General features: G+C 73.9%; 15 protein-coding genes. 8 read left to right on the top strand and 7 right to left on the bottom strand.

The genetic code is table 11. The features are described 5' to 3' along the window. Positions 1-26: 26 nt before the first annotated feature. The 3 genes from ACFO60_RS28990 to ACFO60_RS29000 all read right to left on the bottom strand — a co-directional run bounded on the left by ACFO60_RS28990 (position 27) and on the right by ACFO60_RS29000 (position 1,225). A complete protein-coding gene (locus tag ACFO60_RS28990; protein WP_380846204.1) occupies positions 27-260 on the bottom strand; it encodes a hypothetical protein in 234 nt (77 codons plus the stop codon). Next, positions 247-495: a DUF6400 family protein gene (locus ACFO60_RS28995; RefSeq protein WP_380846207.1), complete on the bottom strand. Its 249-nt coding sequence runs from the start codon at positions 493-495 to the stop codon at positions 247-249. The genes ACFO60_RS28990 and ACFO60_RS28995 overlap by 14 nt, the downstream gene beginning before the upstream one ends. 175 nt (positions 496-670) lie before the next feature. After that, positions 671-1,225 (bottom strand): MarR family winged helix-turn-helix transcriptional regulator, encoded by a 555-nt coding sequence (locus ACFO60_RS29000; RefSeq protein ID WP_380846210.1) that lies wholly within the window; start codon positions 1,223-1,225, stop codon positions 671-673. A gap of 209 nt (positions 1,226-1,434) precedes the next feature. Here ACFO60_RS29000 and icmF point away from each other — a divergent pair, with 209 nt between their 5' ends. Next, positions 1,435-4,659 (top strand): fused isobutyryl-CoA mutase/GTPase IcmF, encoded by a 3,225-nt coding sequence (icmF, locus tag ACFO60_RS29005; RefSeq protein WP_380846213.1) that lies wholly within the window; start codon positions 1,435-1,437, stop codon positions 4,657-4,659. Positions 4,660-4,747: 88 nt separating this feature from the next. On the opposite strand, the gene ACFO60_RS29010 is transcribed toward icmF, so the two are convergent. Then, positions 4,748-5,569: a DUF1206 domain-containing protein gene (locus ACFO60_RS29010; protein ID WP_380846216.1), complete on the bottom strand. Its 822-nt coding sequence runs from the start codon at positions 5,567-5,569 to the stop codon at positions 4,748-4,750. 118 nt (positions 5,570-5,687) lie between these two features. Here ACFO60_RS29010 and ACFO60_RS29015 point away from each other — a divergent pair, with 118 nt between their 5' ends. From ACFO60_RS29015 to ACFO60_RS29030, 4 genes are all read left to right on the top strand, one after another. Then, a complete protein-coding gene (locus ACFO60_RS29015; RefSeq protein WP_380846219.1) occupies positions 5,688-6,533 on the top strand; it encodes an ABC transporter permease in 846 nt (281 codons plus the stop codon). Further along, positions 6,530-7,225 carry an ABC transporter ATP-binding protein gene (locus tag ACFO60_RS29020; protein ID WP_380846222.1) on the top strand — a complete coding sequence of 232 codons (696 nt, stop codon included), beginning with the start codon at positions 6,530-6,532 and terminating at the stop codon, positions 7,223-7,225. The genes ACFO60_RS29015 and ACFO60_RS29020 overlap by 4 nt, the downstream gene beginning before the upstream one ends. Before the next feature lie 159 nt (positions 7,226-7,384). Beyond that, a complete protein-coding gene (locus ACFO60_RS29025; RefSeq protein ID WP_380846225.1) occupies positions 7,385-7,537 on the top strand; it encodes a hypothetical protein in 153 nt (50 codons plus the stop codon). Positions 7,538-7,631: 94 nt separating this feature from the next. Continuing rightward, a complete protein-coding gene (locus ACFO60_RS29030) occupies positions 7,632-9,026 on the top strand; it encodes a HAMP domain-containing sensor histidine kinase (protein ID WP_380846228.1) in 1,395 nt (464 codons plus the stop codon). Between the two features lie 58 nt (positions 9,027-9,084). On the opposite strand, the gene ACFO60_RS29035 is transcribed toward ACFO60_RS29030, so the two are convergent. Beyond that, positions 9,085-10,428, bottom strand: coding sequence for a lanthionine synthetase LanC family protein (locus ACFO60_RS29035; protein WP_380846231.1), 1,344 nt, complete (start codon positions 10,426-10,428; stop codon positions 9,085-9,087). A 386-nt stretch (positions 10,429-10,814) separates the two neighbouring features. Here ACFO60_RS29035 and ACFO60_RS29040 point away from each other — a divergent pair, with 386 nt between their 5' ends. Next, positions 10,815-11,930, top strand: coding sequence for a translation initiation factor eIF-2B alpha/beta/delta subunit family protein (locus ACFO60_RS29040; RefSeq protein ID WP_380846238.1), 1,116 nt, complete (start codon positions 10,815-10,817; stop codon positions 11,928-11,930). Continuing rightward, positions 11,927-12,916: a nucleoside hydrolase gene (locus tag ACFO60_RS29045; protein ID WP_380846241.1), complete on the top strand. Its 990-nt coding sequence runs from the start codon at positions 11,927-11,929 to the stop codon at positions 12,914-12,916. The genes ACFO60_RS29040 and ACFO60_RS29045 overlap by 4 nt, the downstream gene beginning before the upstream one ends. Positions 12,917-13,052: 136 nt before the next feature. Here ACFO60_RS29045 and ACFO60_RS29050 read toward each other — a convergent pair whose 3' ends face one another. Further along, complete coding sequence (locus tag ACFO60_RS29050) at positions 13,053-13,283, bottom strand: hypothetical protein (protein WP_354846744.1); 231 nt, start codon at positions 13,281-13,283, stop codon at positions 13,053-13,055. A 338-nt stretch (positions 13,284-13,621) separates the two neighbouring features. On the opposite strand from ACFO60_RS29050, the gene ACFO60_RS29055 reads away from it, so the two are divergent. Then, positions 13,622-14,782, top strand: coding sequence for a baeRF10 domain-containing protein (locus ACFO60_RS29055; protein WP_380846244.1), 1,161 nt, complete (start codon positions 13,622-13,624; stop codon positions 14,780-14,782). Between the two features lie 17 nt (positions 14,783-14,799). Here the strand turns inward: ACFO60_RS29055 and ACFO60_RS29060 are convergent. Then, positions 14,800-15,313: anti-sigma factor (locus tag ACFO60_RS29060; RefSeq protein ID WP_380846247.1), on the bottom strand; the 514-nt coding region annotated here is incomplete at its 5' end.

Genomic DNA, 15,313 nt, shown 5'->3' on the forward strand with positions numbered 1-15,313 from the left:
GCGCGCGAGGCGGTCGCGTGGGTTCGTCAGAACACCGGGCGGCGGCCGCCGGCGCCGAAGTGGGTCTCGTGATCCCACAGGTGGGCGCATCCGGGGCACTGCACGTGCAGGACGCTTCCGGTGGTGCTGAGCAGGTACCGCCAGTGGTCGCGGCAGTTGCGGCCGGAGCCGCAGTCCGCGCAGTGCCGGTCGTCCCGGCATCGGGGGCAGGGGATCCAGGCGCGGCGGCCGATGTCGGCGTCGGGGTCAATCGGCAGCACGGCCGGCCTTCCGCCCCGGGAGCACCCCGGCGGCCACGAGCATGTCGTAGGTCTCCCGCTGCGCGGAGTCCAGGCCGGAGTAGAGCAGGTCGTACGCGGCTTCCTCCCCGCGCATGACCTCGATGGGGTCCCAGTCCGCGCCGAGCGCGGCCACCACCTCGGCGCGGCGGCGGGCCTCTTGGTGCGAGAGGTCCATCTCGAAGACGATGTGCGGATGGCCGGTGTCGTGGCTCATGACGCGACTTCCCGTAGGCAACGATGGCTAGACGTGGACTTTTGTCCGTTTACATACCATATGTCGCCTATGTGGATGACGAAACCCCTGCGGCGTTGCCTTGGCGTGACACTCCTCACGACCGTGCGTGACCGGCTCGGCGACGGCGGCACGACCGGCGCCGGCCGGCGGCCGGTCAGTCGGAGTCGAGGAGGCGCTCGGGGCGGGCGCGGCCGTCCGCCGCCGCCCCGGAGTGGTCGATCGTCGTGACGTAGACCGACTTGCCCGGCCCCAGCTCTTCGCCGGCGATGCGTCCCAGCACCCGGTGGGACAGGGAGGTCAGAATGAGCGTCTCTTCGGGGGTGAGCAGGTCGATGAACAGCCGGCGGATGGTGTCGACATAGCCGGGCACCGCGCTCTCGAGCGCGTCGGCCCCCTCCTGGGTGAGCCGGATGATCGTGCCACGGGCGTCGCCGGGACAGTCTTCCCGGACGAGCAGGCCGCGCTTCTCCATGCGCCCGATCTGGTGGGAGAGCCTGCTGCGACCCCAGTCGATCTTCAGACGCAACTCACGGGCACGCAGCCGCCACTCGGGCGCCTCCATCAGCGGGAGGAGCAACTCGAAGTCGGCCGCCGAGAGGTTCACCTCGCCGAGCCGCCGCTCGACGGCGGCGTCGAGCCGATGGCGCATGTCGCCGAAGGCGCGCCACATGAGCTCCTCGTGCTCATCCAGCCACCCCGCTCGCGTCACATCGCCGATCCTACCGATACTCGCCCGATCGGCGTCTTCGGTCGATGAGCGGCCCCTCCCGCGGATGAAGGACGGACGGCGCGCGCGCCCGCCGTGGAAACCGAGCACTCCCGCGCCTTGACATTGTCGGCATGGCCGGTTGCCGACTGGGTAGTAGGACGTCCTACAATTTATTAGGACGTCCTAGTACCTTGCCTGAGGAGCTCCCGGTGCACGTACCTGCCAACCCCGTGCGCGTGGTGACCGCGGCCGCGCTGTTCGACGGGCACGACGCCGCCATCAACATCATGCGCCGCATCCTGCAGTCCCAGGGGGCGGAGGTCGTCCACCTCGGTCACGACCGCTCCGTGGAGGAGATCGTCACCGCGGCGATCCAGGAGGACGCCCAGGGCGTGGCGGTGAGCTCCTACCAGGGCGGGCACGTCGAGTTCTTCACCTACCTGGCGGAACTGCTGCGCGAGCGGGGCGCCGGGCACGTCAAGGTGTACGGGGGCGGCGGCGGGGTGATCGTGCCCGAGGAGATCGCCCTGCTGGAGAGCCGCGGAGTGACCAAGATCTTCTCCCCCGAGGACGGCCAGCGGCTCGGCCTCACCGGCATGATCAACACGCTGATCGAGGCGTGCGACGTCGACCTCACCGCCGGCGCCGAGCCGCCCGCCGTGCTGGGCGGCGACCAGCGGGCCGTGGCGCGCGCGATCACCTACATCGAGGCCGGACGGGCCGGCGAGCCGTACCTCGCGGCGCTGCGCGAGGAGGCCGCCGCGAGCCGCGTGCCGGTGCTGGGCATCACCGGCACCGGCGGCTCGGGCAAGTCCTCGCTCACCGACGAGCTGATCCGCCGGCTGCGCGTCGACTACGAGGACAAGCTGCGCGTCGCGGTCATCGCGGTGGACCCGACCCGGCGCAGGGGCGGCGGCGCCCTGCTCGGCGACCGCATCCGCATGAACAGCCTCGGCGGCGACCGGGTGTTCTTCCGGTCGATGGCCACCCGCGGCGCGCACGAGCTTCCCGCGCACCTGGAGGAGGCGATCACCGTGTGCCGGGCCGCGGGTTTCGACCTGGTGATCGTCGAGACGCCCGGCATCGGGCAGGGGGACGCGGCCATCATCCCGTTCAGCGACGTGTCGCTGTACGTCATGACGCCGGAGTTCGGGGCGAGCTCGCAGCTCGAGAAGATCGACATGCTGGACTTCGCCGACGTGGTGGCGATCAACAAGTTCGACCGGCGCGGCGGGCAGGACGCGCTGCGCGATGTGCGGCGCCAGCTGGTGCGCAACCGCGAGGCGTTCGGCTCCTCGCCCGAGGCCATGCCCGTCTACGGCACCGTCGCGGCGCGCTTCAACGACGACGGCGTCACCGCGCTCTACCACCGGCTGCGCGACCTGCTCGGCGAGCGGGGCCTGCCGGACAGCCCCGGGCTGCTGCCGAAGACCTCGGTCACCACCTCCAGCCTGGCGGCCGCCATCGTGCCCCCGGCGCGCGTCCGCTACCTGGCCGAGATCGCCGAGACCGTGCGCGAGCACCACCGGCGCACCGAGGTGGAGGCGGAGGCCGCGCGCCGCCGCCAGCAGCTCCACCGGGTTCGCGACCTGCTGGCCGCCGAGGGCGGCGACGCGGCGGCCCTGGCCACGCTGGACGCGCTGCGCGAGCGGGCCGAGGCCGAGCTGTCCCCCGGCAGCCGCGCCCTGCTGGACGACTGGCCCGAGACGGTCGCCGCCTACTCCGCCGAGGAGCTGGTGGTCACGGTGCGCGGCAAGGAGCAGCGCACCCCGCTGTGGCGCACCACCCTGTCGGGCAGCCGCGTCCCGCGCGTGGCCCTGCCGCGCCACACCGACCACGGCGAGCTGCTGCGGTTCCTGCGCTCGGAGAACCTGCCGGGGCGTTTCCCGTTCACCGCCGGGGTGTTCCCGTTCAAGCGGGCCGACGAGGACCCGATCCGCATGTTCGCCGGCGAGGGCGACCCCTTCCGCACCAACCGGCGCTTCAAGCTGCTGTCGCAGGGCCAGCCCGCCGTCCGGCTGTCCACGGCGTTCGACTCGGTGACCCTGTACGGCAACGACCCCGCCGAGCGCCCCGACGTGTACGGCAAGGTGGGCACCTCGGGGGTGTCGATCGCGACGCTCGACGACATGAAGGCCCTGTACGACGGGTTCGACCTCACCTCGCCGGCCACCTCGGTGTCGATGACCATCAACGGCCCGGCCCCGACCATCCTGGCGTTCTTCCTGCACACGGCGGTCGAGCAGGCGCTGGACCGCTTCCGCGCCGAGAACGGGCGCGAGCCCGCCGCCGAGGAGGCCGAAAGCGTGCGCGCGGCAGCCCTGTCCACGGTGCGCGGCACCGTGCAGGCCGACATCCTCAAAGAGGACCAGGGGCAGAACACCTGCATCTTCTCCACCGACTTCTCGCTGCGGATGATGGCCGACGTGCAGGAATGGTTCATCGCCAACGACGTGCGCAACTTCTACTCGGTGTCGATCTCCGGCTACCACATCGCCGAGGCCGGGGCCAACCCGATCACGCAGCTGGCCTTCACGCTGGCCAACGGGTTCACCTACGTGGAGGCCTACCTCGCCCGCGGCATGGCGATCGACGACTTCGCGCCCAGCCTGTCGTTCTTCTTCTCCAACGGCATGGACCCCGAGTACAGCGTGCTCGGCCGGGTCGCGCGCCGGGTGTGGGCGGTGGCCATGCGCGACCGCTACGGCGCCGGCGAGCGGGCGCAGAAGCTCAAGTACCACATCCAGACCTCGGGCCGGTCGCTGCACGCGCAGGAGATGAACTTCAACGACATCCGCACCACCCTGCAGGCCCTGATCGCCGTCTACGACAACTGCAACAGCCTGCACACCAACGCCTACGACGAGGCGGTCACCACCCCGAGCGCCGAGTCGGTGCGCCGGGCCATCGCCATCCAGATGATCATCAACCGCGAGTGGGGCCTTGCGGTGAACGAGAACCCGCTCCAGGGCGGATTCATCATCGACGACCTCACCGACCTGGTGGAGGAGGCGGTGCTGGCGGAGTTCGAGCGGCTGTCGGAGCGCGGAGGCGTGCTCGGCGCGATGGAGACCGGCTACCAGCGCGGCCGCATCCAGGACGAGTCGCTGCTGTACGAGACCCGCAAGCACGACGGCTCGCTGCCGATCATCGGCGTGAACACCTTCCGCAACCCCGAGGGCGCTGTCGAGCACGGGTCGCTGGAGCTGGCCCGCGGCACCGAGGAGGAGAAGCGCGGACAGCTTTCCCGGCTGCGCGACTTCCAGGGGCGGCACGCCGCCGAGGCGCCCGAGGCCCTGCGGCGGCTGCGGGAGGCCGCGATGTCCGACGGCAACGCCTTCGCCGCGCTGATGGACGCCGCCCGGGTGTGCTCGCTCGGCCAGATCACCGAGGCGCTGTTCGAGGCCGGCGGCCAGTACCGGCGCAACGTCTGAGCCGCCGTACGGCGCGGCGCCTGCATGACGAACGGACCCGGGCGGCGCGCCCGGGTCCGTCACGTTCTCGCGGGGGGGATGGCCGGCGTCAGGTGCGGCGCCAGCGGGCCTCGCAGAAGCAGTAGGCGGCGAAGACCACCAGGCCCAGGGCGACCACGACCAGCAGCCACGGGCCGAGGGGGGTGTCGGCGAACGCGCGCATCGTGGAGTCGATGCCCTTGGCCTCGTCGGGGTCGTAGGTGATCGCGGCCTGGAGGAAGAAGATGCCGGCCGCCACGGCGATCACGCCGCGCGCGCTGTAGCCGATCATGCCGAGCTTCTCCACGACGCCGTGGACCTTGGGCGACATCCCGGCCGTGTTCAGGTGCTCGAGGAACTTCTTCTTGACGCCCTGGTAGATCCAGTAGCCGCCGAGCGCGACGATGCCGAGGCCGACCGCGCCGATGATCAGCTGGCCGCCGGGCCAGTCCATGACGGTGGCGGTGAGGTCCTTGGACTGCTCGTCGCTCGACCGTCCGGTGGTGCCGCGCAGCAGGAAGCTGATGACGGTGCCGACGACCAGGGCGTAGACCACGGTGCGCGCGGCGGACTCCACGCGGTGCTTGGCGTCCTGGCCGCCCAGTACGGCCTCGGACAGCTGCCACAGGGCGAGGGCGGCGAATCCGACCGCCATGAGCCACAGCAGGACGGTGCCGAAGGGCTGCTGAGCGACGGTGTGAACGGCTCCGGTCTTGTCGGCTTCCTCGCCGCCGCCACCGAAGGCGATCTGCAGTGCCAGGATGCCGACCAGGGCGTACAGCACGCCCCGGCAGGCCATCCCGAACCGGGCCAGACGCTCGAACGTCCGGCTGTTGGTCGCCTGCCGCGCGGCGCCGCGCGCCTGGTGACCGGCTGAGGCCACGGAGTTCATGGGCCGCTCCTTTCGAATCGCCTCCCTTCTACACATTTAGCCGAGAAGTAAACGTGTCATGCCGATCATGGACCTGGACGCTCGCGTGGCGCGATGCCGCGAAGGGGATGAACGCGGCATGAGGGTACTGACGACCACCCGGCGCAGGCTGCGCGGCGCCGGCCGCGGCCCCGTCCACGACGGGCCGTCCGGCGTGCCGCTGGTGCTCGCGGCGCCGGCGGCCGCCGCCCTGCTGCTCTTGGCGCTGCCGGTGGCGGCGCTGGTGGTGCGGGCCCCGTGGGCCAGGCTGGCGGGCCGCCTCGCCGAGCCCGCCATGCTGGAGGCGCTGTGGCTGTCGCTGGTCACCTCGGTGCTGGCGACGCTGGGATGCCTGGTGACCGGGGTCCCGCTGGCGTGGATGCTGGCGCGCGTGGACTTCCGCGGCAGGCGGGCGGCCCGCGCCCTGGTCAGGGTGACGCTGCTGCTGCCGCCGGTGGCCGGGGGCGTCGCCCTGCTGCTTGCGCTGCGGCGCGACGGCCCGGCGGGCGCGTGGCCGTCCGCCCACGGTCCGGCGGACCCCTCCTACGCCGGGGCGGTGGTGTGCGCGCAGGCGTTCGTGGCGATGCCGTTCCTGGTCACCGTGGTCGAAGGCGCCCTGCGGCGGCAGGACGCGCGCGTGGACGAGGCGGCGGCGCTGCTCGGCGGCTCCCCCTGGACGGTGTTCCGCCGGGTCACGCTCCCGCTGCTGGCGCCCGCCATCGCGGTGGGCGCCCTGCTGTGCTGGGCCCGGGCCCTCGGCGAGTTCGGCGCGACGATGGTCTTCACCGGCGGCCTGGCAGGGGCGGGACCGGCGGCGGCGCCGCCGGCCGTCTACCTGGCCTCGCGCGGCGACCCCGAGGCGGCCGTCGTGCTGAGCCTGGCGCTGCTCGCGGTGTCGGCGGCGATCCTGGCGTGCCTGCGCGGACGCTGGGCGGACCCGGCATGATGGACGCCCACCTGGTCGCCGAGCGCCCGCCCTTGCTGCTGGACGTCAGGCTGCGGGTCGCCGACGGGGAGGTCGTCGCGCTCGCCGGGCCGGCCGGCGCCGGCAAGACCACCGCGCTACGGCTGGTGGCCGGGCTCACCACGCCCTCCGGCGGGTACGTCCTGCTCGACGGGGCTCCCCTCCACGCGCGCCCGCCCGGCCGCCGGGGCGTCGGCATGGTGCTGGGCGACCCGCTGCTGTTCCCCCACCTCAGCGTCCTGGACAACGTGGCCTTCGGCGCCCGCTGCCGCGGCGCGGGCAGGAGCGAGGCCCGCCGCGCGGCTGCGGCCTGGCTGGACGACATCGGCCTCGGCGCGGTGCCGAACGCCAGGCCCGGCGAACTGTCCCGCGAGCAGGCGCGGCGGGCGTCGCTGGCCCGGTCCCTGGCCGCGGGTCCCCGGGTGCTGCTCCTGGACGAGCCGCTGGCCGGCGTGGACGGTCACGCCCGCGCGGAGTCGCTGGCCCTGCTCCGCCGCCATCTGTCCCGCTTCGCCGGCGCCTGCGTGCTGGTCACCCACGATCCGCTGGAGGCCGCGGAGCTGGCGGACCGGCTGGTGGTCGTCGAGGACGGATCGGTCGTGCAGGAGGGCACTCCGGAGGAGGTGGCGCGGCACCCCCGCACGCGTTACGCCGCCCGCCTCGCCGTCTCCTAGGGCATCTCCGGAGCCGCGCGATGAGGTCACGTACGCTTATAGGGCCGGAAGTGCTTTGCCACGCCGCTGTGTGGGCAGAGGTAAAGAGCTGGGACGCGGCGGACACCTCCGCGTTCCGCGAGGCCCGCGTTGTGAACGTCGTGGAAGGAGCGGCCGCCGATGCCGAGGCAGATCGTCGCCAACCAGCCCCCCAGCGCCGGCGAACTGGAAGCGCGGGTCCATTCCCTCGAGGTCCAGGTCGCGCATCTGACCGAGGCGGTGCGGTCGCTCACGGCGAAGGCCGCGGAGGCCGCCGCCACGCGCGCCGACTAGCCGCTTCCGGCCCCTCCTCCCCCCGCGCCCCCGTCGCGAACGCCGGCGACAGGTGTGGTCGACTTGTTCGCAAGGGGGCAAGGGGGGGATCAGGGTGAGCGTTCAGCACCGCTGGTCGGTCAAGTGGCGTTTCACCCTGTTCGCCGGTCTCGTCGCCGCCCTGCTGTCCTCGCTGCTGGCCACCGCCATGCTGGTGACCGTCTATCGCTACGCCACCGGCTATCTCACCGACGAGATCGCGGCGGCCGGCCGTCGCGTCGCCTCGGTGTTCGAACGCGACTCCCTGCCCATTCCCGTCCCCTACGAGAAGGTGCGCAACCTGCAGGTGGTCGACGCGCAAGGGCGGGTCGTGGCCTCCACCGACATCCTGCGCGGCAGGCCGCGCATGGCCGCCTTCACGCCGCCCCCGGGTGAGACGCAGACGGTCCGCGTGGTGTGCGACCACTGGTTCCCTCGCGACGAGTGCCAGATCGTGGTGGCCCGGCGGAGCCTCCACGCCGGACGCGAGTGGATCATCTACAGCGCCGCGCCCGTCGTCGAGCCGTGGGTCCACCCGCTGCTGGCCGTCTTCGCGGTCACCTCCGTGCTGTTCGCGACGGCGGTGACCACCTACGGCGGCTACCGGCTGGTGACCGGGTCGCTGTCCCCGGTGGACGCCATCCGCGCCGAGCTCGACGAGATCAACGCCACCAGTCCCGGGCGCCGCGTGCCGGTCCCGCCCTGCAATGACGAGATCCACAGCCTCGCCGAGAGCGTCAACCACACGCTGGACCGCCTGGAGGAGGCGATGGAACTCCAGCGGCGGTTCGCCTCCGACGCCTCGCACGACCTGCGCAGCCCGATCACCGCGATGCGCGCCGAGGTGGAGGGGGCCATGCTCGCCCCCGAGGAGACCGACGTGCACGCGATGAGCCGTTCGCTGCTGCACAGCCTGGACCGGCTGCAGGCCATCGTGTCCGATCTGCTGCTGGTGGCCCGGATGGACGCGGGCACGCCGGGCGCCCGTGAGGCCGTGGACCTGTCGGAGCTGGTCGCGTGCGAGCTGGAGCGCCGCCACAGCCACCTGAAGATCAGCAGCGAGCTGGAGCCCGGCGTGGTGGTGATGGGCGACCGGCTGCGGCTGGCCCGGCTGTTCACCAACCTGATGGACAACGCCGAGCGGCACGCCGTCAAGGCGGCCTCGATCAAGGTGTGCACGCGCATGGGAGACCCGCCCGGGGACCCGCGTTTCACCCACGGCGCGGCCGTCGTCGAGGTGCTCGACGACGGGGCCGGCATCACCCCGGACAAATGGGAGATCATCTTCCAGCGGTTCACCCGGCTGGACGCGGCGCGCAGCAAGGACGCCGGGGGCACGGGGCTCGGCCTGTCGATCGCACGGCAGATCGCCGAGACCACCGGCGGAAGCCTGGCGATCGAGCCGAGCGACCGGGGCGCCCGCTTCGTCGTCCGCCTGCCGCTCGGCCCGCGGCACGTCGAGCAGGTCTGACGCCACCGCGGCCGGCGCACCGGCTCCGGCGCCCCCCGGCACGCCCGCGCGGCACGGTTCAGAAGCGGCCCCGCAGCGCCGAGGCGGGGATGGGGATGGCCGGGAAGGGGTTGTCGGGGAGCAGGATGACCCGGCGCGGCTCGTCGTCCGCCATGGCGGCGTGCAGGTGCAGCAGCGCCGAGCCGATGCCCGCGGCGCCGATCATGTACCCGGTGTCGGCCGTGACCTCCCATGGCCGCAGCCGCCGGTAGGCCTGGTACCAGCGGTGACCGGCGTCGTCGTGCCCCGTGGCGCGGCCGATCAGGTCTTCCGCCAGAGTCTGGGCGAAGCTCAGATGGGAGTGCGCGCCGGTCGCGGCCCAGAGCCCGACGAACAGCTCCACCAGCCCCGCCGCGCCGCAGCACTGGCAGGCCACGTTCCAGAAGCCGGGCGTCCGGCGGCGCGGGACGCCGCTGCAGACGATGCCGGCGGCGAGTCGCTCGACCCAGTCGAGATGGCCCTGGTCGCCCGTCACGCGGTAAAGCTCGTGGAACAGGCGGGTCACCCCGGCCGAGCCCGAGCACAGGCCGAGGTAGTGCAGGGTGCGCCCCTGCGGGACGTGGTGCGGCACGAAGACGTGCTTGTCGGTCACCACGCTCACCGTGCGCACGAAGTCGGCGCCTCTGCGCGCCGCCTGGAGGAACCGGTCGTCCCTTGTCACCCCGTACAGGCGGGCGAGCAGGAAGGCGGTGCCGGCCGTGCCGGACAGGAACCCGGGCGTGACCGCGTCCAGGGGCAGGTCGGCGCAGCCCTCCTCGCCGAACCTGTGCCCGGGGACGACCAGCCCGGCGACGCGGGCGCCCGCCCGCACGGCGATCTCCTCGTACTCGGGGACGCCGAGCATGCCCGCGGCGTGCAGCAGGCCGAGGATGATGCCGCCGTCCCCCCGCTGCGCCGGGTCGCCCGTCCAGCCGATGCCGGAGGGCAGGCTGCGGACGCGGCTCACGACGCGGTCGGCCGCGGCCCTGGCCGCGACCGCGAAGCTCTCGTCGCCGGTGGCCCACCCGGCCTCGGCCAGCGCGAACACCATGCCGGTGAGGCCGTGGTAGAGGGACAGGTCGGTCTCGTCCTGCCAGCTGGCGGCCAGGTAGCGGGCGCCCTGCCTGGCCTCTTCCAGGTAGGCCTCGTGACCGGTCGCCGCCGCGAGTTCCAGGAAGTACAGCACGATGCCGGCGGCGCCCGCGTAGAGCGAGCCTGGCCGGCCCGACCTGGACGAGCGGCGCCCGGGGTCGGGGTTGGCGCGCCAGTGGCGTCCGCGCTCGTCGTCGACGGCGGCCGACCGGATCCAGCGCCCGGTGGAGATCGCCGCGGCGAGAGGGGTCTCGCCTCCTGGCCACGACGGGTGGCGGGGGTCCGGGCTCATGTCGCCTCCTCTGCACGCGATCGCCAGTCTACCTATGTATTTGGTAGGAAAACTAGGCAATCGTCTTGCGACCGCTCACGGCAGGCGGCCGGCCTCATTACCGCCCGCAGCAGAAACAATCTCACAGAGACCGGCCCCGCAGGACCCCCCGGGGGCTCTCCGACGGCACATTTCCCCGCGAACCCTCCCACCGGCCCGGATGAGCGGCCGTCATGGTCCGCCGATCGGGAACTCTGGTCGTCCTCAGATGCCGCTGAGGCGCTCGCCCCCGTTCGCGGACCGGCCGGCGGGCCGGGCGGGCCGCGCCCGGCCGGTTCGCGGGGTGCGAACGCGGCGGACGGCGGGGCAGTCTGGGATCCTGCGATCCTCGACGAAGGGATGGTCACGTGAGCGGCACCGGCAGCACACCGATTCTGGCCGACTCTGTGCGGATGACCCCCGAAGGGGTGGACATCCTCGACCGGAGGGTCTACCCCTTCGAGCGCCGCTGGGTGCACTGCGCCACCGTGGAAGACGTCGCGGTCGCCATCGAGCAGATGGTCACGCAGAGCCACGGCCCGCTGTTCGCGGCCACCGCCGGAATGACGCTGGCCGCCCGCGAGACGCGGCACGCCGGGCCGGGGACCGCCGCCGGGATGCTGCGCGCCGCCGGCCGCCGGCTGATCTCCACCCGGCCGACCAACCACCACATCCGCGACGCCGTCACCGCGATCCTCTCGGCCACCGTCGACGGCCCGCTCGCCCTCGCGTCCGGGCAGGAGCTGGCGGGCGCGGTCGCCGAGGCCGCCCAGGCGTACGACGCGGGCTACCGGGCGGGCGTCGGCGCCCTCGGCCGGCACGCCGCCGGACTGCTGGAGGACGGAGCCCGCGTTCTGACGCACTGCTGGGGCGACGCCTTCCTGGTCGCGGCGATCCAGGCGGCCGAGCGCATGGGCAAGCGGCTGGAGTTCGTCTGCACCGAGACGCGCCCGTACCTGCAGGGGGCGCGGCTGACCGCGGCGACGCTGGTGGAGATGGGCTACCGGCCCACCGTGATCACCGACGGCATGGTCCCCTCGGCGCTGGCCGACGGGCTGGCCGACGTGGCGATGGTCGCCTCCGACCGGGTGACGATGGACGGCCACGTGGTCAACAAGGTCGGCACGCTGGCCGTGGCGCTCGCCGCGCAGGCCTTCGGCGCGCCGATGTACGTGCTGGCCCACGCGCCCGACCCCCTCTCACCGAGCGCCGCCGACGTGGAGATCGAGCACCGTGACGGCGAGGAGGTCCTGCACGTGCTCGGAGCGCGCACCGCGGCCGAGGGCACCAAGGGCTACTATCCCGCCTTCGACACCACGCCGCCCCACCTGGTCACCCGCATCGTGACCGAGCGCGGCGCCTTCGAGCCCGCCCGCGTGTCCGACCACTTCGCCGTCCCGCACGGCGCCCCCGCTGCGGACGCGGCCACCGGCGGCGGGCCGGGGTCCGCGGCCGGCGCCGCGACGGACGCCGCCGCGCGATGAACGCCCGCCGCCGCGTCGTCGTCGACACCGACGCGGGGGTCGACGACGCCTGCGCCCTGCTCTACCTGGCCGGGCGCCCGGACGCGGAGGTCGTCGCGGTGACGTCGGTGGCGGGCAACTGCGCCGAGGACGACGTCGTGCGCAACATCGGATACGTCGCCAGGCTCGCCGGGCTGCCGGCGCCCGTGGCGCGCGGCGCCGGGGAGCCGCTGCCGGGCGCGCCGCGCGTCCCCCGGGGCGCGCACGGCGAGGACGGCCTCGGCGGCCTCGGCCTCGACCGGCCCATGCCCGCCGTGACCGGTGAGAGCGCCGCCGGCCTGCTCGTCCGCCTGGCGCGCGAGAGACCGGGCGAGCTCGACCTGCTGGCGCTCGGCCCGCTGACCAACCTGGCCTTGGCGTTGCGCTCCGATCCCGCGCTCTTTACAAAGTATCGTTCGGTCGTGGTGATGGGAGGCTCCGGCCCCTGGGACATCCCCGCCGAGCGCCTGGCCAGAGACACCAACATCGCCAGGGACCCCTCGGCCGCCCGCGCCGTGCTGTCCGCGCCGCGCCGTTTGATGCTCATGGTGGGAGTGGACGTCACCTCCGCCGCCCTGCTGCCGGAACCGCGCATCGCCGCCCTGTCCGCGGCCGGCGGCCCGGCGGCGCGCTTCGCCGCGCTGATCCTGCGCGCCCACCTCGCCTCCCACCCGGGGCGCGGAGGCGTCCCGCTGCACGATCCGCTCGCGGCGGGCATCCTGCTGGACCCGGGCCTGGCGACCGCCGCGGCGCTCGGGCCGGTCAATGTGGTGAGGGACGGCCCGTTGTGGCGCGGGCGGCTGATGCGCGCCCGCGACGGCCGGCCGCCGCCCTTCCCGTGGGCGCCCGCGCCGGACACCCGGGTGGTCACCGCGGCCGACGCGGCGCGGTTCGTGCGCGGCTTCCTCGCCGCCCTCACCGGCGGCGTTCCTCGCGACGCCGGCGCGCTCCCGCCCGCGGAGAAGTGACGGCAGGCCGAGCCCCGGCCGGACCACTGGCTCGCGACCGCCTGAGCGCGGCGGCGCCGGTCCGCCGCGTGCCGGCGGGCGGGATCGACCGGGCCCGGGCTCCGTCAGCGAGGACCTTCTCGCAGGTCGCCCGCCGTCACGCCGCCCCGGCCGACAGGCGGTTGAACAGCGCGAGCGCGGCCTCGCGCACGTCCGGCGGGGTGACCCCGTAGAGCACGGCGCGGGCCTCGGCGATGTTGCGCGTGGTCGCGCAGGTGATCGCGACCGAGGTCGCGGCGGCGTGGTTCAGCGACCCCGCCGGCTCGCGGTCTGCCATCTCCCTTGCGCTGGTGGCGAGATCAAGGTTATCGGCGGATGCGCTGCTCAATGGGTCCTCCTCGGGTTGCGGATCGAGGTCGTCGCCGGTCAGGCGGGTCTTGTCGGAGACTTGCGGGCGGGCCCGCGCGGCAGGCCGCGTCCCGAGCCGTCACGCAGGCCCGCGGCGCCTGCTATGACGCCCACTGTAGAGCAGCCCACCCCGCAGCCTCCCCGCGGCCACGCGATCCGTCCCTGATCCCCCCGATTCCACCGGCCCCGCCGGCGCCCCGTACCCGCCTTGTCGTTTCTTGTCCCACCGATCGCAGGCGGCATCGGCACTCGCCTGCCTCCACGGCCCGCAGGTGGGAACGAATACAGAGGTCACACGGACGACGACGGGGGCGACGCATGATCACCGCGGAGACGATCGAGCGGATCATCCGGTTCGACGGGGGCGACCTGCCCGTGGTGTCGCTGTACGCGCGCGTGGGACAGGACGGCCAGGCCACCCTGGCCACCCGCCTGAACGGCCTCCTGCACGAGATCCGCCCGCTCGGGCGCGACAGCTCGCTCGGGCGCCAGGCCCGCATGTCCATCCGCGGCGACATCGACCGCATCGAGGGCCTCGCCGGCCTCGGAGGCCTGGAGCGGGCGGGGCCCGGCAGCGTCGCGGTGTTCTCCTGCAGCGAGGCCGACCTGTTCGAGCAGGTCATGCTGCCGAGGACCGTGCGCGACCGGGTCATGGTGGACGCGACCCCATGGGTGCGTCCGATGCTTGCGGTGCTCGACGAGTACCACCGCGCCTGCGTCCTGGTGCTCGACCGGCGCTCGGCCGAGGCGTGGGAGCTGTACCAGGACGAGATGCGCGAGGCAGGCAAGGTGGAGGACCCCGCGCTGCGCAGGCCCATCTACGCCGGCTGGCACGGGCGCGCCGAGCACCGCGTGCGCAACCGCGTCGACGACCTCGCCCGGCGGCACTTCCGCACCACCGCCCGGCTGGTGGACGAGCTGTTCCGCACCGGCCGGTACGAGGTGATCATCCTCGGCGGCCACCCCGGCGAGATGACGGGCTTCGCCGACTTCCTGCCCGCCGACCTGCGCCCCAAGATCGCCGGGACCTTCACGATCGATCCGCGGACCGCCACCCCCGCCGACATCCGGCGCGGCGCCGAGCACGTCCTGCGGCAGTACGAGCGCGCGGAGGAGCGCCGGTGGGTCGCCGAGGTGCTGGACCGGGTGGCGACGCGCCGCCCGGCGGCCCTCGGGCTGGCCGACTGCCTGTGGGCGGGGTCGGTCGCCGCGGTGCGGACCCTGCTGGTGCGGGAGGGGGCGCCCGTGCCGGGCGTGGTGTGCGACGAGTCGGGCTGGCTCGGCTCCGCCGGGGACGCCTGCCCGCTGTGCGGCAAGGCGACCCGCAGCACGGCGGACGTCATCGGTGAGCTGGCCGACGCGGTGATCGAGGAGGGCGGCGCGGTGGAGCACCTCCTCGACGGCGCCGAGCTCGAAGAGCACCTCGTCGCCGCCGCCCTGCGCTTTTCGCCGCCGCCCCCGCCCGAGCCGTCCGCCTGAACGGCCCGGACGGGTGATCAGGCCGAGGGAAGCGGCATCACCAGCAGCGGAGTGCCGGACGGCTGCCTGGACCCTCCTTCCGGCTCCACCGTGACACCGACCGTGGTGGCCTCCCCCGGAGTGCCCAGCACCACCGGGGGCGTCCGGCCCCCGGCGCCGGGCCGGGTCAGCCCGTCGGGGACGGCGCCCGCGGGGCCGATGCGCCACAGCTGGTAGGTGCGCCCTTCGGGCAGGGCGGCCAGCCCGGAGGAGAAGAACACCATGCCCCCCTGGGAGCGCGAGACCACCAGCGTGCCCCGGGCGCCGCCGGCCGTGCGGGTGACGGTGCGGGCGTCCGGCGCGGCGAGCACGGCGGCGATCCGCTCGCCGCCCGCCCGGGCGCGATCGAGCTCGTCGCCGGCGCGGACCGCCACCACGCCGAGGCCCACCGCCACGACCATGAAGGCGGCGGCCAGCCCGGTCGCCGCGCGCGGCCACCAGGCGGACCGGCCCGGCGGACGCCGCCGCCGCGACCGGCCGCCCCCGCGTGCC

It is taken from the genome of Sphaerisporangium dianthi (assembly GCF_042654065.1).
In the GTDB taxonomy this organism is placed as follows: domain Bacteria; phylum Actinomycetota; class Actinomycetes; order Streptosporangiales; family Streptosporangiaceae; genus Sphaerisporangium; species Sphaerisporangium dianthi.